The organism is Streptomyces alboflavus, assembly GCF_000716675.1.
In the GTDB taxonomy this organism is placed as follows: Bacteria; Actinomycetota; Actinomycetes; order Streptomycetales; family Streptomycetaceae; genus Streptomyces; species Streptomyces alboflavus.
Genome location: NZ_JNXT01000038.1, coordinates 261,579 through 282,021 on the forward strand (window position 1 = coordinate 261,579; position 20,443 = coordinate 282,021).

Genomic DNA, 20,443 nt, shown 5'->3' on the forward strand with positions numbered 1-20,443 from the left:
AACGCCGCTGGCACGCCGCCCCCACGCCGTCCGGGCGCACGCCCCCGCCGCCTCCCGAAGACCGCCCAGGTCATCCCCCCTGCCGAAGCGCCCGGCACCCGCACTACTCCCCGGCCGGAACTCCCAACTCCGGGTGGCTCTCCAGCAGTCGGGGCGGCGCCGCCTGCCGCCACGAGTCCGCGAGGATGTCGGACAGCTCCTCCTGGTCGATGGCCTTCAGCCGGACCCGGACCCAGGCGAAGCTCGCCTCGTGGTCGGCGATCCAGAACTTGTCCGGCTCGGCGAGCACCAACTCGTCGCGCTCCAGCTTCGGGCAGCGCACGGCGATGGACGTCTCCTCCTCGGGGAGCGTGACGAACATCTTCCCGGCGACGCGGAACGTCGGCATGCTCCAGGCGAGCTTCTCCGTCGTGTCCGGCAGGGCGAGCGCGGTACGGCGTACATCATCGGCGTTGACCATGGCCAGAACCGTAGCCAAGCCGACTGACAATCGCCCGCCGACCTCGTCCTACGGGATCCGCGCGTCCAGCCACGCCGTGAGGTCCCGCTGCACCTCGTCCCGGTTCGTCTCGTTGAGGATCTCGTGCCGCGCGCCCTCGTACCCCTTCCAGGTCAGGTCCCGTACGCCCGCGTACCGGAAGTCCTCCAGGAGTTCGTAGACGAGCGTCATCCCCTGGTTGCAGGGGTCCTGGGTGCCGACGGCGATGTGGACGGGCAGGTCGGCGGGGACGCGGGCCAGGTTCCGGGGGTCGTTGATCTTGCGGACGGCGTGCACCCAGTCCAGCGTGAGGCCCGCCGAGAAGGCGAAGCCGCAGGCCTCGTCGGCCGCGTAGGCGTCGACCTCCGCCTCGTCGCGCGAGAGCCACTCGAAGCCGGTGCGGTGGGGGTAGGGGTCGTTGAAGGAGGCGAAGAGTTCGGCGAGGAAGGACGAACGGGCGGCGCGGCCGCCCTTGGCGATCTCCTCGCCGAGCCGCGCGGCGGCCGCCTCGGTCTCCGCTCCGGGCAGCGAGCGGAACGTACCGGAGAGGATCAGGCCCGTGAGCGTGTCCGGGTACTCCTGGGCGTAGTCCCGGGCGAGCAGGGAGCCCAGGCTGTGGCCGAGCAGGACGACGGGGACGTCGGGGTGCAGGGTGCGCACCTGGTCGCCGATGGCCTTGAGGTCGTCGACGATCGCCCGCCAGGCGTCGGTGCCGCTGCCGGGGTCGGCCGTGTCGGTGACGCCGTAGCCGCCGGTGGACCGCGCGGTGGCGCCGTGGCCACGGTGGTCGGAGGCGACCGCTCCGTACCCGTGCGCGACCAGGTGGCGGGCGAACCGTTCGTAGCGCAGACCGTGTTCGGCGGCGCCGTGGGCGATCTGCACGACGGCGCGGGGCCTGCTCCCGGCGGGCAGCCAGGTGTACGTGGCGACGGGCACGCCGTCCGGCGCGGTCAACAGTCCCGCGGTGTACGTGACCGGCTCGGCGTGGTCGTGGTCCGGCATCGGAGCACTCCTCTGCTGTGCGGTGGGACTCGTCTCTCCCGGCACACCCTCCCCCGCGAGGCGACCGCCAACCCCCGCGCCGCCCACGGCCCCGCCGACCCATTGACCCTCCCCGGAAGCAGAACCTACGCTGAACAACCTTGCGGAGTAAGCGCTTTCCACTGCGATCGGCCCACCGTCCCGCGCACTCCGCCGCACCACCGCGACTCACCGCACACCCGGCTACCGGCAGCCGTCCAAGCCCAGGGAGCGCCATGAGTTCCACGCGAAGTGCCCGCATGTCCAGACCGTTCACCGTCCTCGTCGCGCTGTTCGCCCTGCTCGTCGGGCTCGGCCTGTCCGCGCCGCCGCGCGCGGAGGCCGCGGCGGCCTTCCGGGTCCTGGTCTTCTCCAAGGTCACCAACTACCCGCACGAGTCCATCCCCGCGGGCATCGAGGCGATCAAGAAGCTGGGCGCCGAGCACGGCTTCGAGGTGGAGGCCACCGACGACGCGGGGGCCTTCACCGACGCGGGCCTGGGGCGGTTCCAGGCCATCGTCTTCAACAACACCAACTCCACGCCGGAGAAGGGCGACCTGCTCGACGCGGCGCAGCGCGCGGCGCTGCAGAAGTTCGTGCGCGGGGGCGGCGGCTGGGTGGGGCTGCACGCGGCGTCGGCGAGCGAGCGGGACTGGGGCTGGTACGAGGGGCTCGTCGGGGCGATCTTCGACAAGCATCCGCCGGTGCAGAAGGGCCGGATCAAGGTCCTGGACCAGGCGCACCCGTCCACGAAGGGGCTTCCGCAGCTGTGGGAGCGCGAGGAGGAGTGGTACAACTGGCGCGCCAATCCGACCGGGAAGGTGCACACGCTCGCGCAGATCAAGGTGCGTGACGGGGTCGACGGCCTCGACGAGGGCGTGGACCACCCGTGGTCGTGGTGCCAGAACTACGACGGCGGCCGCTCCTGGTACACGGCGGGCGGGCACGCGTCCGCGGCGTTCTCGGAGCAGGCGTTCCTGCGGCACCTGCTTGGCGGCATCGAGTGGGCGGCCGGGGCGAAGGCGGGCGACTGCACGGCCACGAAGACGGGCGCGTTCCAGCGGACGCCGCTGGTCACCGAGGATCTCGCCGACCCGTTCGAGCTGGCGGTGGCGCCGGACCGGCGGGTGTTCTTCATCCAGCGCACCGGCAGGCTGAAGGTGATCGACCAGGAGACGCTGAAGGTCACGACGGCCCTCGACTTCGCGTACACGCCGGACATGACGAGCCAGTCCGACGGTCTGCTCGGGCTCGCCCTCGACCCGGACTTCGCCTCCAACCACTGGCTGTACCTGCTGCACTCGGACAAGGCCGAGAAACGCCTCAACCTGTCGCGGTTCACGGAGGCGGGCGGCAAGGTCGACCCGGCCTCGGAGAAGCGGCTCCTGACCATCCCGACGCTGCGCGGCGAGGGGCGGGCGAACTCGCACATGGCGGGCTCGATCGCCTTCGACAGGAAGGGTGACCTGTACGTCGCGACGGGCGACAACACCGACCCGTTCGCGTCGGACGGCTTCACGCCGGTCGACGAGCGCGAGGGCCGCCGCGCCTGGGACGCGCAGGGCACCTCGGGCAACACGAACGACCTGCGCGGCAAGGTCCTGCGGATCACGCCGAAGGACGACGGGACGTACGGGATCCCGGAGGGCAACCTCTTCGCGCCCGGCACGGACAAGACGCGCCCCGAGGTCTACGCGATGGGCATGCGCAACCCGTTCCGGATCACCACGGACCCGGTGAGCGGCGCGCTCCTCGTCGCCGACTACGGCCCGGACGCGCGGCAGGCCGTGCCCGACCGGGGCCCGGAGGGCACGGTGGAGTTCAACCGGATCACCAAGGCGGGGAACTACGGCTGGCCGTACTGCGTGGGCGACAACACCCCCTTCAACGACTACGACTTCGCGGCCCAGAAGCCCGGCGCGAAGTTCGACTGCGGCAAGCTCGTCAACGACTCGCCGAACAACACGGGCCTGCGGGACCTGCCGGCCGCGAAGGCCGCCGACGTCTGGTACGCCTACTCCGCCTCCGCGCGCTTCCCCGAGCTGGGCACCGGGGGCGGCGGCCCGATGAGCGGTCCCGTCTACGACTACGACGCCGACAACCCGTACCGGACGAAGTTCCCCGAGTACTTCGAGGGCAAGTGGTTCACGTACGAGCTGACGCGGCAGTGGTTCAAGGCGTTCTCGGTCCAGGAGGAGGACCAGGAGTTCACCGATCCGCGGTTCCCGCCCGCCAAGGCGGGCGATCTGCACTCGATCAACGGGATCTTCCCGGACATGAAGTGGAACCAACCCTTCGACGCCGACTTCGGTCCGGACGGCGCCCTGTACGTGATCGACTTCGGGCTCGGCAGCGGCACGGGGCGCGGCGGCAGCAACGAAGGCTCCGGCATCTACCGCATCGACTACGTGGCGGACAAGCGGCTGCCGGACGCCCGTGTGAGCGCCACGCCCGACAACGGCACCTTGCCGCTGAAGGTGGCGTTCTCCAGCGCGGGTTCGGGACTGCCGGACGGCAAGCCGGTGACGTACGCCTGGGACTTCGACGGTGACGGGACCACCGACTCCACGGCGGCGAACCCGACCCACACGTACACGAAGAAGGGCCAGTTCACCGCGCGTCTGAAGGTCACGGGGCCGGGCGACCTGGCCGGGCTCGCCGTGCGGGAGGTCACCGTGGGCAACACCCGGCCGACGGTGACGGTCCAACAGCCGCCGGACGGCGGCATGTTCAGCTTCGGCGACACCGTCCCGTTCACGGTGAAGGTCACCGACCCCGAGGACCGGAAGATCGACTGCTCCAAGGTCGTGGTGCAGTCCCAGCTCGGCCACGACTCGCATCTGCACCCGCTGGACAACCACACCGGCTGCAAGGGCGAGATCGTCACGGACACCGGCGACAGCCACGGCCCGGGCCAGAACCTGTACTACGGCATCACCGCCCAGTACACGGACAAGGGCACCCCGGGCGTGCCCGCGCTCACCGGCTCCGACGCGCTGACGCTCAGGACCTCGCTGCGGGAGGCGGAGCACCGCACGGCCACCGGGGGCGCGCACGGCGGCGCGGAGACGGGCAGCCGACCTGACGCGTCCGGCGGGAAGCGGCTGATCGAGATCGAGGACGGCGACTGGGTCGCCTTCGACCCGGTGCATCTGAAGGGCGTGGACTCGGTGACGGTGGGCGCGGCCTCCGGCGGGCTCGGCGGCGACGTCGAGTTCCGGGCGGGCTCGCCGACGGGCAGGCTCCTCGGCAAGGTGACGGTGCCGAACACCGGCAGCTACAGCAACTTCATCTCCCCCACCACACAGCTCGCCCGCCACGACGGCACGACGAAGCTCTACGCCGTGTTCACCAACCCGCAGTGGGCCGAGGACAAGCCGGACCTGTTCACCGTGGACTGGCTGCACTTCAACGGCCCCGGCGTGGAGAAGAACCCGCACGCCCGCGTGACGGTCACGGCCGCCCCGGACAGCGGCGCCCCACCGCTCACCGTCCGCCTCATCGGCAAGCCGCAGCTGCCCGCCGGACGCGAAGTCGCCTCGTACCACTGGGACTTCGGGGACAACTCCAAGCCGGGCGCTCCGGAAGGCCCGACCGCGGAACACGCCTACCCGCGCGCGGGCTCGTACACGGCACGGCTGACCGTCACGGACGACAAGGGCGACACGACGACCGGCTCCGTCCGGATCACGGTGAAGTGAGGAGGCCGCCATGGACGACTCGACGACCAGAGCAAGCGGCGGGGACGGACACCGGGGCAGGCGTGCCTTCCTCGGTACGTCGCTGGGGCTCGCAGCGGGCCTCGCGAGCGGCGCGCCCGCGTGGGCGGCGGGCGGGCCGGGCCGCCCGTGCCGCCGCATCCCGCGCGGCGGCATCGGCATGCACCTCTACACGATGCGCACCGCCCTCGCGCAGGACTTCCCGGGCACGCTGGAGCGGCTCGCGGCGATGGGCTACGCGACGGTCGGCGTCAGCGGCCGGCACGGGCACTCGGCGGCCGCCATCCGGCGCATGCTGGACGCCGCCCGCCTGGACGCGGTCCTCGAACACGTCGCGTACGACGTCCTGCGCGGCCCCGGCCTCGGCCAGGCCCTCGCGGACCTGCACACGCTCGGCGCCGCCTGGCCCGTCGTGCCGAGCCTCCCGGGGGCGCTGCACTCGCCCGCCGGATTCCGGGAGGCGGCACGGGGGTTCAACCGGATCGGAAGGGCGGCGCGGGACGCGGGCCTGGGCCGTCTGCTCTTTCACAACCACGGCTCGGACCACGCCGTGGTCGACGGCGTGAACCTGTACGAGATCCTCCTCACGGAGACCGACCCGGACCTGGTCGGCTTCGAGCTGGACGTGTACTGGGCCGTCAAGGGCGGCGCGGATCCCGGGAGTTGCTTCGTGCGCCACCCCGGCCGCTTCCCGGCGCTGCACGTCAAGGACATGGCCCCGAACGGCGACTTCGCCGACGTGGGCTCGGGGACGCTGGACTTCGCGGCGATGTTCGACCACGCGCGCGGGGGCGGGGTGCGGCAGTGGCTGGTCGAGCACGACAACCCCGCGGATCCGTTCGCGACGGCGTGGAACAGCTATCGGTATCTGGCGGCGTTGCGGTACTGAGGCGCCCGGGGTGCGGGGCCGCCGGGGTGGCGAGCGGCTACGTCTTCCGCACCTGGTCCAGGGCCTGGTCCGGGCCCTGGACCAGGCTTTTGTAGAAGAAGGTGCTGGGGCGCGGCACCCCCGCCGGATCCGCCGCGTGGTCCGGCACGACGCCGACGCGGGTCCAGCCCGCCGTGACGTACAGGGTCTCGGCGGGGCTGTCCGTCTCGGTGTCCAGGAGCAGCAGCGTCACACCCGCCCGTGCGGCCTCCCGTTCGGCGAGGGCGAGCAGGGCCCGGCCGAGGCCGCGGCCGCGGGCCTCGCGGTGCACCAGGAGTTTGACCAGCTCGGCGCGGTGGCGGGCGTTGGGCTTGTCGGCGAAGGCGAGGCTCACGGTGCCGGTGACGCGGCCGGCTTCGCGGACGGCCCAGGTCGCGGCGGACCCGGCGGCCACGTCCGCCGCCCGGTCGCGCCACCAGGCCGCGGCGGTCTCGCCGTCGAGCCCGGCGAGGAATCCGATGGACGCACCGTCGTCCACCGCGTCGATCAGGAGGTCGCCCAGTTCTCCGGCCAGTGCGGCGAGTCGGTCTGCCGTCAGGCGCTCGGCGCCCAGGTCCGGGATCGTCGTCACGGTGCCACCACCAGGAGCGCGTAGCGCACGGGGCCTTGGCCCCCGCACCGGAAGCGGGTGCCGCCCCACACCCGGAACCGCAGGCAGTCACCGGTGGCGAGCGCGTGCGGCGCGCCGCCCACCGTCACTTCGAGGTCGCCGTCGAGGACCCAGAGGTGCTGTTCGAGCCCTGGGACGGGCGGCCGGTCGTACGTCAGGTCGGCGCCGGGGGCGAGCGTGCCCTCGACGACTTCGCCGCGCAGGCCCGCGTGCGGCGGCGAGACGGACCGCCGTACGAAACCGGACGCCTCGTCCGCCCACACGGCCTGCTCGGCCGCGCGCACGAGCTGCGCGGGCTCGGCCTCGACCTCACTGAGGAGCTGCGACATGGTGCGGCCGTAGGCGCCGCAGAGCCGGTTCAGGATCGCGGCCGTCGGGCTGATCTCGCCGCGCTCGGCCCGCGAGAGCGTCGACCTGCTGACGTCGCTGCGCTCCGCCAACTCGTCGAGGGACCAGCCGTGTTCGGCCCGCAGCCCCGACAGGCGGGTGGCGAGCCGGGCGTCCACGTCAGTGCCGGGGGCGGCCGGGTCGGCCACCACCCCTCCATCGGTTCCCATATTCGGGATGCTATCCCATATACGAGACAGCGCGCGACTGGCTCCGGACGGGACCCCTCAGTCGTGTGCCCCCGCCGCCCCGAGGAGTTCCCGGATCCGCCCCGTCGCCTCGCGGAACCCGGTCGACGCGAGCGTGGCCGCGTACGCCCGCTCCCTGGGCAGTCCGACCTCGATGACCTCGGTCACCGTGCCCGGGCGCGGGCTCATCACCACGACGCGGTCGGCCAGATAGACGGCTTCGGGGATGGAGTGGGTCACCAGGAGCACCGTTGTGCCGGTCTCGCGCCAGATGCGGTGGAGTTCGACGTTCATCTGCTCGCGGGTGAGGGCGTCGAGGGCGCCGAAGGGCTCGTCCATGAGGAGGACGGGTGGCTCGTGCAGGAGGGCGCGGCACAGGGCGACGCGCTGCTGCATGCCGCCCGACAGCTCGTGCGGGTAGGCGTCCTCGAAGCCGTCGAGGCCGGTCATGCGGATCAGCTCGTCGGCCCGGGCGCGGGCCGCGGGCGCGGGGAGCCCGCGCATCTCGGCCTGGAGCAGGATGTTGCGGCGGGCCGAGCGCCAGTCGAGGAGGGCGGCGCGCTGGAAGACGTAGCCGATGTCGCGGCGCGGTCCGCGCACCGGCTCGCCGCCGAGCAGCGCCGTGCCCGCCGACGGCGCGAGCAGCCCGGCGACCAGCTTGAGGAGCGTGGACTTGCCGCACCCGGACGGGCCGACGATGGCGACGAACTCGCCGCGTGCCACGTCGAGGGAGACGTCGGCGAGCGCGGTGACGTCCTTCCTCTTCGTGCGGAAGCGGACGGACACGCCGTCGAGGCGGACGGCGGGCGCGGTGGCGCTCCGGCCGGGCACCGCGTCGGAGTCGTTCCGTGCCGTGTCGTTCTTGTTCAGTGCCGTGTCGTTCACGGTCGTCATCCCCTGCCCCCGCTGTCCCCGGACCTCGTCGGCCGTCTCATCCCTTCACCCCGTTGGCCTCGTCCCAGTACTCGGCGACCGGCTTCGGGCTCTTGACCATGCCCGCGTCCGCGAAGACACGGATCGTCTGCTTCCAGTCGGCCTCGGTGTTGACGCCGGGTGCCTTGCCGCGGGTGGCGTCCGTATGGAGCAGCGTGAGCGTGGTCCTGAACTGCTCCGACAGGACTTCGCGGGGCGGCAGTTGCCCGGACGCGCCCTCCATCGCGGCGACCGCGGGCTGCGGGGACTTCCGGGCGGCGGCCCAGGACTCGCTGACCGCCGCGGTCATGCGCCCCGCGAGGTCGCCGCCGCGCCGCAGGGTCTTGGTCCCCGCGATCAGGCCGTTGGAGTAGAAGTTCAGGCCGTGCTCGGAGAAGCGCAGGTAGGAGACGTCCTTCTTGGCCTTGTTCCGCATGATCGGGCCCTGGTCGCTGGCGTAGCCGAGGAGGGCGTCCGTGCGGCCCGAGATCACCGCGGCGATCTTGCCCGCCGGGTCGGTGTTCTGGACCTGGACGTCGTCGAGGTCCATGCCGTTCTTCTCCAGGAAGATCGGGAAGGTCTTGGTGAGCGCGTCGCCCGCGGTGCCCGCGACGGTCTTGCCCTTGAGGTCCGCGGGCGCGTCGATCTTGTCGGCGCCGTCGGCGGCGAAGAACTGCACGGAGGCGGGCGTCGTCTGGAGGTAGACGCCGAGGCTCTTGACCTTGATGCCCTGGTCGACGCCCGCGAGGACGGCCGGGGTGTCGGCCCAGCCGAAGTCGGTACGCCCTGTGCCGGTGGCCTGCACCGTCTTCTGGGAGCCCTGGCCGGCGCGTATCTCCAGGTCGATGCCGTGCTTCTCGAAGATCTTGCGCTGCTTGCCGTAGTAGAACGGCGCGTGCTCGCCGTACGGATACCAGTTGAGGGTGAGCGTCACCTTGTCCAGCTTCTCGCCGGAGTCGCTGACGGTGGTCTTGTCGTCCCCGCCGCAGGCCGTCGCGGTGACGGAGACCAGGAGCAGCGGGAGGAGGCCGGTGCGGATTCGGTTTCTGCGCGTCGCGTGCATGGGTCGGCCCTTCTCGCGTCAGAGCGTGATGGTGGCGGCGGTGTCGCGGCGGGACGCGTGCCAGGGCAGGAGCAGCTTCTCGGCGATCTCCACGAGGACGAAGAGGACGACGCCGATGAGCGACATCACGAGCAGCCCGGCGAACAGCATCGGGGTGTCGAGGTTGCCGTTGGCCTGCAGGATGACGTAGCCGAGGCCTTCGTTCGCGCCGACGAACTCGCCCACGACGGCGCCCGTCACGGCCAGCGTGACGGCGACCTTCAGGCCGGAGAACAGATGCGGCAGCGAGGCCGGGAAGCGGATCTTCAGGAAGGTCTGCCAGGGCCGGGCGCCCATGGTGGCGGAGAGCTGGAGCATCTCCGGGTCCACGGCCTTGAGCCCGGTCACCATCGAGATCACCACGGGGAAGAACGCGATGAGGACGGCGATCAGGACCTTCGGGCCGATTCCGAAGCCGAGCCAGACGACGAACAGCGGCGCGATGGCGATCTTCGGCACGACCTGGGCGAAGAGCAGGATCGGGTACAGGGTCTTCTCGACGGTCGACGAGTACACCATCACCACGGCGCTGAGGATGCCCACGCCGACGGCGATGAGGAAGCCGAGCAGGGTCTCGTACGTGGTGACCCAGCCGTGCTCCCACAGATAGCCGGGCTTGTCGACGATCACGTCGAGGGTGGCGCCGGGGGTGGGCAGGAGGTACGACTCGACCCAGCCCGCGGCGGCGATCACCCACCAGGCGCCGAAGCACACCAGCAGCAGGGCCAGCGGCCGCCAGGTCTTCTCGGCCGCGTCCAGGGCGCGGCGGCGCGGGCCGTGCCGGGCGCGCTCGGCGACACCCGCCGGTTCTTTCGGGGCAGTACGGGACAGGACGCGCTGACTCACGGTGGACTCCCCGGAACGTCGGCGAAAGTCGTCAGGGCTACCTCGAGTTGCTGCCGGAACCGCCTCGCGAAAACACCTCACGCACCTCGCACACGGCACGCACACCATGCGCTCCGCACGTTTCAGAAAGCGCTTTCTGACACGGTGTCCGCCACGCTAATGACTCGCCGACCACAGGGTCAATACGTCGTGGCGAAGTTCCGAACGCGGAATTCCGGGGGCGGTGGGCTGCCGCCGGGCCGGGTGGGGGCGCCGGGGCCTACGCCGCGGCGTCGCCCAGGGCGCCGAGCACCGGGGCGATCAGCGGATGCGTCTCCGCGCCGCGGCGCACGGCCGCGAACACCCGCCGCGTCGGCGTGATCCCGTCCACCGGCCGGACCACGGCTCCCGCCATGTCCATCCCGCGCAGCGCGGACCTCGGTACGAGGGCGACGCCCGCGCCCGCCGAGGCCAGGGCGACGACGGCGCGGAAGTCGTCCGACGTGTGCTCCAGGACCGGCTGGAAACCGGCCTGTTCGCAGGCCAGAACCACCACGTCGTGGCAGGGGTTGCCCGGGAACGGGCCGATCCACGGGTCCTTGGCAAGATCGGCGAGCGGTACCCGTTCGTTGTCCGCCGCGCGGTGGCCCACGGGCAGGACCGCGTCGAACGGCTCCGCGTACAGGGGCACCCGCGTCAGCCGTGAGTCGTCCGCGCCGGGCGCGCCCCGGTACTCCACGGCCACCGCGACGTCCACCTGCCGGTCCAGGACCATCGGCAGGCTGGCGTCGCCCTCGGCGTCCTGGACGCGGACGCGGATGCCGGGGGCGGTCTCGGCGAGGCGGGTCAGGGCGGGGGCCACGACCAGGCCGATGCCGGTGGCGAACGACGCCAGCGTCACCGTGCCCGCGCTGCCCGCGTCGTACGCGGCCAGCTCGGCCTCGGCGCGCTCCAGCTGGGCCAGCACGGCGTTCGTGTGGGCCAGCAGGATCTCACCCGCGGGCGTCAGGCGTACGCCCCGCGCGGAGCGCTCGACCAGGCGGTGGCCCGTCTCCTGCTCCAGGGCTGTGAGCTGCTGTGATACGGCGGACGGGGTGAGGTAGAGGGCGGCGGCCGCTGCGGTGACGGTGCGGTGGTCGGCCACCGCGCGGAGGATGTGCAGCCGACGCGCTTCGATCATGCGGTCATTGTCCCACCGGCGCGTTCACATGGGGCTGCGCCCCTCTCCCCCCTGATTGGCGCTCCGCGCCTCGTCCTCAATCGCCGGACGGGCTTTCTCCCACCCACCCGCCCAACCTCGGACAGGCTGAGCAACAGCCCGGCACCCTCAGCCCCGCGGTACCTCTCCGGCCCGCCCCGGCGAAGTTTCAGCCCGTCCGGCGATTGAGGACGAGGCGCGGAGCGCCGATTCGAGGGTGCCCCCGTCCCACGGCACCGGGACACCCACCCCGCGAGGACTACGCCGCGTCCAGCTCCGCCCGCGCAGCGACGAACGCGTCCACAGCCCGGTTCACGTCCTCCGCGGAGTGCGCCGCCGACAGCTGCACCCGGATGCGGGCCTGCCCCTGGGGCACGACGGGGTAGGAGAAGCCGATGACGTACACGCCGCGCTCCAGGAGCAGCTCGGCCATGCGTCCGGCGACGGCGGCGTCGCCGATCATGACAGGGGCGATGGCGTGATCGCCGGGCAGGATGTCGAAGCCGGCCTCGGTCATCCGGGACCGGAACAGCGCGGTGTTGGCGGCGAGCCGCTCCCGCAGGTCCCCGGCCGACTCCAGGAGGTCGAGCACCTTGAGGGAGGCGGCCGCGATCACCGGGGCGAGGGTGTTGGAGAAGAGGTAGGGACGCGAGCGCTGGCGCAGCAGGGCGACGATCTCGGCGCGCGCGGCGACGTACCCGCCGGAGGCACCGCCGAGCGCCTTGCCGAGCGTGCCGGTGATGATGTCGACGCGGTCCATGACGCCGTGCAGCTCGGGCGTGCCCCGACCGCCGGGGCCGACGAAGCCGACGGCGTGCGAGTCGTCGACCATGACCATGGCGTCGTAGCGCTCGGCGAGGTCGCAGATGTCGGCGAGCGGCGCGACGTAGCCGTCCATGGAGAAGACGCCGTCGGTGACGACGAGCTTGCGCCGGGCGCCGCCCTCGGTGGCCTCCTTGAGCTGCTTCTCCAGGTCGGCCATGTCGCGGTTGGCGTACCGGAAGCGGCGGGCCTTGGAGAGCCGGATGCCGTCGATGATGGAGGCGTGGTTGAGGGCGTCGGAGATGACGGCGTCCTCGGGGCCGAGGAGGGTCTCGAAGACGCCGCCGTTGGCGTCGAAGCAGGAGGAGTAGAGGATCGTGTCCTCCTGGCCGAGGAAGGAGGACAGGCGGGCCTCCAGTTCCTTGTGCACCTCCTGGGTGCCGCAGATGAAGCGCACGGACGCCATGCCGTAGCCCCACCGGTCGAGCGCCTCGTGGGCGGCGGCGACGACCTCGGGGTGGTCGGCGAGGCCGAGGTAGTTGTTGGCGCAGAAGTTCAGTACGTCGCCGGGGCGCCCGCCCGCAGTCACGGAGACCGTCGCGGACTGGGGCGTGCCGATGACGCGCTCGGGCTTGTGCAGACCGGCGGCGCGGATCTCTTCGAGGTCGGCGGCGAGGGCGTCGCGTACGGAGTCGAACATCAGGAGTCCTTCGGGAGTGCGGGACGAGGGGTGCGGAGACGGAGGGTGCGGAGACGAGCGTGCGGGCGGAGCCGCGCGCGGGCCGTGGCCCGGGGGCTCAGGCGGTCCAGTCGAGGATGACCTTGCCGCCGCGGCCGCTCGCCGCGTCGTCGAAGGCCTCCTGGAAGTCCCGGTACCCGTAGCGTCCGGTGATCACGGGCGCGAGGTCGAGGCCGCCTTCGAGCAGCACCGACATGGCGTACCAGGTCTCGAACATCTCGCGGCCGTAGATGCCCTTGATGGTGATCATCGACGTGACGATGCGGGACCAGTCGACGGCGAACTCCTCGGCGGGCAGGCCGAGCATGGCGATCTTGCCGCCGTGGGTCATGTTGGCGACCATGTCGCGCATCGCGCGCGGGTTGCCGGACATCTCCAGGCCGATGTCGAAGCCCTCGCGCAGGCCGAGTTCGCGCTGGCCGTCGGCGATCGTCGACTCGGCGACGTTGAGGGCGAGGCTGACGCCGGTCTTGCGGGCGAGCTGCAGGCGCTCCTCGCTGACGTCGGTGATGACGACGTGGCGGGCGCCGGCGTGCCGGGCGACGGCGGCGGCCATCAGGCCGATCGGGCCCGCGCCGGTGATCAGCACGTCCTCGCCGACGAGCGGGAAGGACAGCGCCGTGTGCACGGCGTTGCCGAACGGGTCGAAGATCGCGGCGACGTCGAGGTCGACCTGCACCCGGTGCACCCACACGTTGGAGGCGGGCAGCGCGACGTATTCCGCGAACGCCCCGTCGCGGCCGACGCCGAGGCCGACCGTCGCACGGCACAGGTGGCGGCGCCCGGCCAGGCAGTTGCGGCACTTGCCGCACACCAGGTGGCCCTCGCCGCTGACCAGGTCCCCGGTCTTGATGTCGGCGACGTCCCTGCCGGCGGTGACGACCTCGCCGACGAACTCGTGGCCGACGACCAGCGGCGCCTTGATGCTCTGCTGTGCCCAGCCGTCCCAGGCCCGGATGTGCAGATCGGTGCCGCAGATCCCGGTGCGCAACACCTTGATCAGGACGTCGCCGGGGCCCACCTCGGGCTCGGGGACGTCCATCAGCCGGAGACCCGGCTCTGCCTTCTCCTTGACCAGCGCTTTCACGCGTCGGCTCCTGTCGTACGTCTGGGGGGTGCCGGCGGCCCGTACAGCTCGTGCACATCCCGTACCGGTGACCCGCACCGGTCGCACACCGACGCACAGCAATCTTCCGTACCTCGCGGCGCGGGTCCATCGAGGATTTCTTAAGCGCGGCCGCAGCTTTCCTTCAGACCGCAGGCGGGCCCCGCGTTCCCGGGCCCGGACGGGCTAGCGCGACTGCCCCCGATCGAAGTACGCGACCAGCTCCGGGTCGAGCTCGGGCACCGTGCGCGGCGCGCCGCCGTCCCGCAGCGACTCGGTGGCCCGCACTCCCGCCGCGACGGCCATCCGCGCGGCCACCGGCGAGGTGTCGGTGCCGCCGCCGTCCCGCGCGAACCGCACGAACTCGTCGACGAGCAGCGGGTCCGCGCCCCCGTGCCCCGCTGCGTCCTCGGCGTCCGGCACCGGATACTCGGCGTCGCCCCGCTCCCGGTGCGCCGAGCGCCCGCTGTTCCACACCTTCACCACGCCGCCGGGGCCGTCGCCGAAGTTCTCCAGGCGGCCCGCGTCGCCGATGACCGTGTAGTTGCGCCAGTAGTCGGGCGTGAAGTGGCACTGCTGGTAGGCGGCGAGGACCCCGTTGTCCAGGCGCATGTTGACCAGCGACACGTCCTCGACGTCGATCACGGGGTTGAGGGCGCGCTGGGTGTCCGGCGGCCAGTGGCCGTCCTCGGTGTACCAGTCGTCGGCCTTGGGCTCGCCCGTGGCGCGGCGGTGCGGGTTGTCGCCGTAGACCATGAGGTCGCCGAGGGCCTGCACCCGCTGGGTGAAGCCGCCCGCGAGCCAGTGCAGGACGTCGATGTCGTGGGCGGCCTTCTGGAGCAACAGGCCGGTGGTATAGCGCCGTTCGGCGTGCCAGTCCTTGAAGTACCAGTCGCCGCCGTAGCCCACGAAGTGGCGCACCCACACCGTCTTGACGGTACCGATCTCGCCGCGCGCCACGATGTCCCGCATCAGCCGGACCACCGGCATGTGGCGCATGTTGTGCCCGACGTACAGGCGGGTTCCGCTCTCGTACGCGGCGCGCAGGATCGCGTCGCAGCCCTCGACGTCGATGGCGAGGGGTTTCTCCACACACACCGGCTTGCCCGCGCGCAGCACCTCGCAGGCCAGTGCGGTGTGGGTGTGGTCGGGGGTGAGGATCATCAGGGCGTCGACGTCGGGGTCCTCGGTGACCTTGCGGTGGTCGGCGGCGATGCGGGCGCCGGGGAAGGCGAGGGCGGCGGCGGTGCGGGCGGCGGGGTCGTGGTCGGCGAGCGCGGTGACGCGGGAGCCCGCGCCGGGGCGGTGGGCGGTGCGGGCGAGGGAGCCGCGCAGGCCGTAGCCGAGGACGCCGAGACGGAGGTCGGTCATGGGGTGCCTTTCTCGATCGTGAGGAGCCTTTCCCGGCCGTGAGGAGCCTTCTCGGGGTGTGTGGACGCCCCGCAGAAGGCATCGCCCAGAAACCGCTTACTACCAAGCCAGCACGCCACTTACAGTCACCCCCTTGCACTTCTTCCCCCACAGCCTCTGGCGTACAGCCTCGCCGCAGTACACGCTTACTGTCCACGGCGTATCGCACTTCGACCCGAGGATCCCGCCCATGACTCCGCCCCACCTCGCGCTCCCGCCCGCCGACCGGGTCCGCTCCCCGCTCACCGGCTGGACCCGCGCGCACTGGGAGGCGCTCGCCGACCGGCAGCTCCAGGCCCTGGTGCCGTATGCCACGCCGAGGTTCGCGCAGTACCGCCTGCCGGGGCGCGGGAGTTGGTCGGGGGTGGTGTCGGACGGGCTCGAAGGGTTCGCGCGGTCCTTCCTGCTCGCCGCCTTCCGGATCGCGGGAGCGGCCGGTGACGCGGACCCCGCGCTCGTGGAGCGCTACGCGCTGGGCCTGACGGCGGGCACGGACCGCGACAGCGGCGAGGCCTGGCCCGAACTCACCGACTGCTCCCAGCAGATGGTGGAGGCCGCGTCCATCGCCGTCGGCCTGCACGAGACCCGGCCGTGGCTCTGGGACCGGCTCGACACCGAGGTGCGGGAGCGCGTCGTCGACTGGCTCTCGGGCTTCGTCGGCGCCCGCACCTGGGACAACAACTGGCGCCTCTTCCAGGTCGTGGCCGAGCAGTTCCTCGCCTCCGTCGGCGCCCCGCACCGGCAGGCCGACATCGACGGCGGCCTCGACCGCATCGAGGACTGGTACCGCGGCGACGGCTGGTACAGCGACGGCGACGGCCGCAACTTCGACTACTACATCGGCTGGGCCCTGCACCTGTACCCCCTGCTGTGGGCGCGCATGGCGGGCCCCGGCCACGACGGCGGCCGCGGCGCGGTCTACCGCGAACGGCTCGCCCAGTTCCTCGCCACCTACCCGGACTTCTTCGGCGCCGACGGCGCCCCCGTGCACCAGGGCCGCTCCCTCACCTACCGCTTCGCCGCGACCGCGCCCGTGTGGATGGGCGCCCTCGCGGACTGCTCGCCGCTGGCGCCGGGACTGACCCGCCGTCTCGCCTCCGGCACGGCCCGGCACTTCGTGGAGCGCGGCGTCCCGGACGAGCGGGGCCTGCTCCCGCTCGGCTGGTACGGCACCCATCTGCCGTCCACGCAGGCCTACTCGGGACCGGCGTCGCCGTACTGGGCGAGCAAGGGCTTCCTCGGCCTGCTCCTGCCCGCCGACCACCCGGTGTGGACCGACCGTGAACTCCCGCTGCCCGTCGAGGAGTCCGACCGGTACACGGCGCTGCCCCGGCCCGGCTGGCTGCTGCACGGCACCCGCCACGACGGCATCGTCCGCCTGGTCAACCACGGCAGCGACCACAACCCCGTCGAGGACACCGAAGGACCGGCGACGGACGACCCGCACTACGCCAAGTTCGGCTACTCCACGGCGACGGCCCCCGAGACCGCCCCGCGCGCCTGGGAGCGCGCCGTGGACGGACACCTCGCGCTGCTCGCCCCGGACGGCACCGCCTCACGCCGCCGCCGCATCCACCCGCTGGCCTGCGCGGGCCGCGTCGCCTCGTCCCGCCACGACGCCTGCTTCCCGGGCACCGAGGACACGTACCCGATCCTCACCACCAGCGCCCTGTACGGCCCGTGGGAGATCCGCGCGCACCGGGTGCGGGCGCCCGCGGGCGCGGCGGTCCGCGAGGGCGGGTACGCGGTGGCGGACGGGACACCGCCGCAGGTCGAGCGGGGACCGGGGTGGGCGCTCGCCCGTACGGAGGCGGGGCTGACGAGTGCGGTCGTCGGGCTGCACGGGTGGGGCGCCGAGCCGGAGGCCGCCGACGCGGTCCGGGAGGTCGAGGCCAACGCCTACGGGCCCCACTCGGCCACGCCGTACCTGCTGGCGGGCGCCCACCCGGGCGGTGCGAGCGTCCACGTCACGCTGGTCGTCCTGACCCGGGACGACGTCCGGCCGTGGGCCCTGAAGGAGGCGATCGGCTGCGTCGTGCGCGGCGACGCGGTGCGGGTCACGTTCCCCGACGGCGAGGAGCTCGTGCTCTGACGTGCTCTGCGAAGTCGTGCGCCGAAGGTCTCGTGCTCCGTGGGCCTCGCGCTCCGCGGCGCGGCCGCGGGCTCCGGGCGGTCACAGGGGGGCGGCCGTGTCCCCGTCGTCCTCGCGCCGCCGGACGCGTTCGGCGAGCTCGGCCGCCATCGCCTTGATCGTGTCGAGCCCGGCGCGGCCCCACGGCCGCGGTCGCACGTCCGCGACGCACACGGTGCCGAGGACGAGGCCCGTCCGGTCGGCGAGCGGCGCGCCCAGGTAGGACCTGATGCCGATCTCGTCGACGACGGGGTTGCCCGCGAATCGCGGATAGTCGCCCACGTCCTCGAGGACGAGGGCCCGGCCGCGCACCACGACGTGCGGGCAGTAGCCGCGCTCGCGGCCCGTCCGGCGCTCGAAGGACGCGGCCGGGGGCTCGGCCGCGTCGGGGGGCGGCTCGGTGGCGTCGGGCAGGTGCAGCCCGGCGAAGAACTGCTGTTCCTCGTGGATGAAGGTGACCATGGCGTAGGGCGCGTCCATGATCCGCGCGAGCCGGTCGGCGAACGCGTCGAGGCCGGGCTCGGGCCGCTCCCCGAGGCCCAGCTCCCGCAGCCGCCGCACGCGCGCCGGTGCCTCCTTGTCGACCGGGGTCAGCAGCAGCCGACCGGTCGCTTCGTATGTCATCGGCGTGCTCCAGGGGTCATGTCGTGCGGGCTCCGAAGGTGGGCGCGGCGGGCGCGTGGGCGAGCAGGTGGCGTACGAGGGTGAGAAGCGTCTGGATGCCGGAGCTTGAGATGCGGGCGTCGCAGCGCACGACCGGGACCTGCGGGTCGAGGTCGATGGCGGCGCGCACCTCCTCGGGCTCGTAGCGGTGGGCGCCGTCGAACTCGTTGATGGCGACGATGAAGCCCATGCCGCGCTGCTCGAAGAAGTCGACGGCGGCGAAGCAGTCCTCCAGGCGGCGGGTGTCGGCGAGGACGACCGCGCCGAGCGCCCCCTCGGACAACTCGTCCCACATGAACCAGAAGCGCTCCTGGCCGGGGGTGCCGAACAGGTAGAGCACGTGCGCCGGGTCGAGGGTGATCCGCCCGAAGTCCATGGCGACGGTCGTCGTGGTCTTGTGCTCCACGCCCGCCAGGTCGTCGGTGCCCTCGCTGACCGTCGTGAGCAACTCCTCGGTACTCAAGGGCGCGATCTCGCTGACCGCGCCCACGAAGGTCGTCTTGCCGACCCCGAACCCGCCCGCGACCAAGATCTTCAGCGCGGTCGGGAAGGCGTCAGAGCTGTCGTCGTAGTCCATCGAGCACTGCCTCCAACAGGGACCGGTCAGTGGGGTTGTGGTAGAAGTCCGGGGCTCTCGTGGTGATCGCCCCGCAGTCGACGAGGTCGGACAGGATGACCTTGGTCACCACCGCCGGCAGCTTCAGCTGGGCGGCGATCTCCGCGACCGACGTGGGGGCCTCGCACAGGCCGAGCGCCAGGGCGTGCTCGGGGCCCAGATAGCCGGACGGGACGGTTCCGGTCGTCCGCACCTGAGACAGCAGGTCGAGCTGCGCCGTCGGTCTGGTGCGCCCGCCGCTGACCGTGTAGGGGCGGATGAGCCGCCCCGCGGCGTCGTCGAGCCATGGCCCGTCGTGCGGGGCCCCCACGCTCAGTGCCTCATCGACGCGGGCTCGACAGCGGGCTGCCGCGGCGCTGTGACCAGATAGGGGCGCACGCTCTTCACGAGCATCGCCATCTCGTACCCGAGCACCGCCGCGTCCGCGTCCCGCCCGGCGAGCACCGCGAGACAGGTGCCCGACCCTGCCGTGGAGACGAAGAGCAGCGTGGAGTCCAGCTCCACGACCACCTGCCGGACGTCCCCGCCGTCCCCGAACCGGACGCCCGCGCTGCGCCCCAGCGAATAGAGCCCCGAGGCGAGCGCCGCCATGTGGTCGGCGCTGTCCGGGTCGAGGCCGTGGACCGACTTCACCAGGCCGTCGCAGGACAGCAGGACGGCGCTGTGGGTGTGCGGCACCCGCTGCACGAGGCCGCTCATCAGCCAGTCGAGATCGGATACCTGGCCGGTCGGCGCATCGCTCGCCATGGTGGATCGACTCCTTGAAGTACGGGGGTTCTCGAAGTTCTCGAGGTCTGCGGGGGACGCAGACGGGGCGGGGGTGGTGCGGTCGGTCACCCTGGTCGGCGCGGGCACGTCCGGGACGACCGGCGCGGTTCGTGCCGCCGGCGGGCCCGGTGCCCTCGGTGCGCCCGGCGCGGTCAGCCGCCCTGGTCGGCACGGCCTGCTCGGTCGGCGGTCGCGGTGGGTCCGGGCCCGGGGTTCGCCCCGGCCGCGCCGTCCCGGGGCAGGTCGCGGGCCTCGGCGGCCTGGGCGAGGCCGATGCCGCGCTGGAAGGCGGCCATCAGACCGGGGTCGTGGCCGACGTGTTCGTCGTCCGCGCGCGGGGCCCTGGCGTCGCGCAGCTGGGGTGCCAGGTGTTCCTGGGCGCGGCGCTTGGGCAACTGCGGTCTGCCGACCCGGCCGCGGACCGCGCCGTTGCGGGGCAGCGGCGGGGTCGCGGTGTGCTCGATGGCGCTCTGCCGGTCCTCGGGGCGGATACCCGGTACGGCCTCGGCGGGGGTGGGCCGGTCGCCTCGGGGACCCCGGACGGGCAGGGGGGTGGGCCCGGTGGTCGTGCCGGGGCCGGTGGGGCCGAGGGCGCCGGTGGTGCCCGGGTGCCCGTGCCGCGGGACGGGGGGCGCCGAGGGCGTCTGGGGTGCGGGCGTGCCGGTCTCGTGGAGCGCGCCCGTGTCCTGGAGGCCGAGGGGGTCGTGGGCGTGGTGGGGGGCGAGGGATTCCTGGGGGGTGTGGGGTTCGTGAGAGGTGTGGGTTCCCTGGTACGAGGGTGAGTGCGGCTGCGTGTGGGGATGCGGGGTGGGGCGGTGGGCGGTGTGGCGGGGGTGGGGGGGGGGGGGGGGGGGGGGGGGGGGGGGGGGGGGGGGGCCCCCG

At 72.7% G+C, this 20,443-nt stretch carries 19 protein-coding genes; 3 read left to right on the forward strand and 16 right to left on the reverse strand.

Annotated features, from left to right (window positions below):
• Positions 1-103: 103 nt before the first annotated feature.
• Both OO63_RS26435 and OO63_RS26440 read right to left on the reverse strand, forming a co-directional pair.
• Positions 104-460 (reverse strand): MmcQ/YjbR family DNA-binding protein, encoded by a 357-nt coding sequence (locus OO63_RS26435; RefSeq protein WP_030357068.1) that lies wholly within the window; start codon positions 458-460, stop codon positions 104-106.
• Between the two features lie 48 nt (positions 461-508).
• On the reverse strand, positions 509-1,480 hold the full coding sequence (locus OO63_RS26440; protein ID WP_051811215.1) for an alpha/beta fold hydrolase: 972 nt from the start codon (positions 1,478-1,480) through the stop codon (positions 509-511).
• Positions 1,481-1,734: 254 nt separating this feature from the next.
• Here OO63_RS26440 and OO63_RS26445 point away from each other — a divergent pair, with 254 nt between their 5' ends.
• Positions 1,735-5,199 carry a ThuA domain-containing protein gene (locus OO63_RS26445; RefSeq protein WP_030357066.1) on the forward strand — a complete coding sequence of 1,155 codons (3,465 nt, stop codon included), beginning with the start codon at positions 1,735-1,737 and terminating at the stop codon, positions 5,197-5,199.
• 10 nt (positions 5,200-5,209) lie between these two features.
• Positions 5,210-6,106, forward strand: coding sequence for a sugar phosphate isomerase/epimerase family protein (locus OO63_RS26450; RefSeq protein ID WP_078619370.1), 897 nt, complete (start codon positions 5,210-5,212; stop codon positions 6,104-6,106).
• Positions 6,107-6,143: 37 nt separating this feature from the next.
• On the opposite strand, the gene OO63_RS26455 is transcribed toward OO63_RS26450, so the two are convergent.
• From OO63_RS26455 to OO63_RS26495, 9 genes are all read right to left on the reverse strand, one after another.
• Positions 6,144-6,716: a GNAT family N-acetyltransferase gene (locus OO63_RS26455; RefSeq protein WP_051811216.1), complete on the reverse strand. Its 573-nt coding sequence runs from the start codon at positions 6,714-6,716 to the stop codon at positions 6,144-6,146.
• On the reverse strand, positions 6,713-7,312 hold the full coding sequence (locus tag OO63_RS26460) for a helix-turn-helix domain-containing protein (protein ID WP_033264468.1): 600 nt from the start codon (positions 7,310-7,312) through the stop codon (positions 6,713-6,715). Before OO63_RS26460 ends, OO63_RS26455 begins: the two co-directional genes overlap by 4 nt.
• Positions 7,313-7,369: 57 nt before the next feature.
• Complete coding sequence (locus tag OO63_RS26465; protein WP_030357062.1) at positions 7,370-8,224, reverse strand: ABC transporter ATP-binding protein; 855 nt, start codon at positions 8,222-8,224, stop codon at positions 7,370-7,372.
• A gap of 37 nt (positions 8,225-8,261) precedes the next feature.
• Entirely contained in the window at positions 8,262-9,305 is a 1,044-nt protein-coding gene (locus OO63_RS26470) for an ABC transporter substrate-binding protein (RefSeq protein WP_030357061.1), read from the reverse strand.
• 18 nt (positions 9,306-9,323) lie between these two features.
• Positions 9,324-10,190 (reverse strand): ABC transporter permease, encoded by an 867-nt coding sequence (locus OO63_RS26475; RefSeq protein ID WP_030357060.1) that lies wholly within the window; start codon positions 10,188-10,190, stop codon positions 9,324-9,326.
• Between the two features lie 259 nt (positions 10,191-10,449).
• On the reverse strand, positions 10,450-11,349 hold the full coding sequence (locus OO63_RS26480; RefSeq protein WP_030357059.1) for a LysR family transcriptional regulator: 900 nt from the start codon (positions 11,347-11,349) through the stop codon (positions 10,450-10,452).
• Positions 11,350-11,626: 277 nt separating this feature from the next.
• The gene (locus OO63_RS26485) at positions 11,627-12,829 is read right to left on the reverse strand and encodes a glycine C-acetyltransferase (protein ID WP_030357058.1); all 1,203 of its coding nucleotides are present in this window, start codon (positions 12,827-12,829) and stop codon (positions 11,627-11,629) included.
• A 97-nt stretch (positions 12,830-12,926) separates the two neighbouring features.
• Complete coding sequence (tdh, locus tag OO63_RS26490; protein WP_030357057.1) at positions 12,927-13,955, reverse strand: L-threonine 3-dehydrogenase; 1,029 nt, start codon at positions 13,953-13,955, stop codon at positions 12,927-12,929.
• Positions 13,956-14,159: 204 nt separating this feature from the next.
• Positions 14,160-15,344, reverse strand: a complete 1,185-nt coding sequence (locus OO63_RS26495; protein WP_030357056.1) for a Gfo/Idh/MocA family protein — start codon at positions 15,342-15,344, stop codon at positions 14,160-14,162.
• A gap of 229 nt (positions 15,345-15,573) precedes the next feature.
• Between OO63_RS26495 and OO63_RS26500 the strand changes: the two genes are divergently transcribed.
• Entirely contained in the window at positions 15,574-17,475 is a 1,902-nt protein-coding gene (locus OO63_RS26500; protein ID WP_030357055.1) for a DUF2264 domain-containing protein, read from the forward strand.
• 81 nt (positions 17,476-17,556) lie between these two features.
• Here the strand turns inward: OO63_RS26500 and OO63_RS26505 are convergent, their stop codons facing one another.
• The 5 genes from OO63_RS26505 to OO63_RS47600 all read right to left on the reverse strand — a co-directional run bounded on the left by OO63_RS26505 (position 17,557) and on the right by OO63_RS47600 (position 19,956).
• Positions 17,557-18,138, reverse strand: a complete 582-nt coding sequence (locus OO63_RS26505) for a GAF domain-containing protein (protein ID WP_030357054.1) — start codon at positions 18,136-18,138, stop codon at positions 17,557-17,559.
• A gap of 16 nt (positions 18,139-18,154) precedes the next feature.
• Entirely contained in the window at positions 18,155-18,754 is a 600-nt protein-coding gene (locus OO63_RS26510; protein WP_030357053.1) for a GTP-binding protein, read from the reverse strand.
• Positions 18,732-19,103, reverse strand: coding sequence for a DUF742 domain-containing protein (locus OO63_RS26515; RefSeq protein WP_030357052.1), 372 nt, complete (start codon positions 19,101-19,103; stop codon positions 18,732-18,734). The genes OO63_RS26510 and OO63_RS26515 overlap by 23 nt, the downstream gene beginning before the upstream one ends.
• 2 nt (positions 19,104-19,105) lie before the next feature.
• Positions 19,106-19,540 carry a roadblock/LC7 domain-containing protein gene (locus OO63_RS26520; RefSeq protein WP_030357202.1) on the reverse strand — a complete coding sequence of 145 codons (435 nt, stop codon included), beginning with the start codon at positions 19,538-19,540 and terminating at the stop codon, positions 19,106-19,108.
• 173 nt (positions 19,541-19,713) lie between these two features.
• Entirely contained in the window at positions 19,714-19,956 is a 243-nt protein-coding gene (locus tag OO63_RS47600; RefSeq protein WP_157854054.1) for a hypothetical protein, read from the reverse strand.
• Positions 19,957-20,443 lie beyond the last annotated feature (487 nt).

Coding starts and splice junctions, on each gene's coding strand:
- OO63_RS26495 (WP_030357056.1), bottom strand. CDS start 15,344: ATGACCGACCTCCGTCTCGGCGTCCTCGGCTACGGCCTGCGCGGCTCC.
- OO63_RS26510 (WP_030357053.1), bottom strand. CDS start 18,754: ATGGACTACGACGACAGCTCTGACGCCTTCCCGACCGCGCTGAAGATC.
- OO63_RS26520 (WP_030357202.1), bottom strand. CDS start 19,540: ATGGCGAGCGATGCGCCGACCGGCCAGGTATCCGATCTCGACTGGCTG.
- OO63_RS26445 (WP_030357066.1), top strand. CDS start 1,735: ATGAGTTCCACGCGAAGTGCCCGCATGTCCAGACCGTTCACCGTCCTC.
- OO63_RS26485 (WP_030357058.1), bottom strand. CDS start 12,829: ATGTTCGACTCCGTACGCGACGCCCTCGCCGCCGACCTCGAAGAGATC.
- OO63_RS26465 (WP_030357062.1), bottom strand. CDS start 8,224: ATGACGACCGTGAACGACACGGCACTGAACAAGAACGACACGGCACGG.
- OO63_RS26440 (WP_051811215.1), bottom strand. CDS start 1,480: ATGCCGGACCACGACCACGCCGAGCCGGTCACGTACACCGCGGGACTG.
- OO63_RS26505 (WP_030357054.1), bottom strand. CDS start 18,138: ATGACATACGAAGCGACCGGTCGGCTGCTGCTGACCCCGGTCGACAAG.
- OO63_RS26460 (WP_033264468.1), bottom strand. CDS start 7,312: ATGGGAACCGATGGAGGGGTGGTGGCCGACCCGGCCGCCCCCGGCACT.
- OO63_RS26500 (WP_030357055.1), top strand. CDS start 15,574: ATGACTCCGCCCCACCTCGCGCTCCCGCCCGCCGACCGGGTCCGCTCC.
- OO63_RS26450 (WP_078619370.1), top strand. CDS start 5,210: ATGGACGACTCGACGACCAGAGCAAGCGGCGGGGACGGACACCGGGGC.
- OO63_RS26480 (WP_030357059.1), bottom strand. CDS start 11,349: ATGATCGAAGCGCGTCGGCTGCACATCCTCCGCGCGGTGGCCGACCAC.
- OO63_RS26470 (WP_030357061.1), bottom strand. CDS start 9,305: ATGCACGCGACGCGCAGAAACCGAATCCGCACCGGCCTCCTCCCGCTG.
- OO63_RS26435 (WP_030357068.1), bottom strand. CDS start 460: ATGGTCAACGCCGATGATGTACGCCGTACCGCGCTCGCCCTGCCGGAC.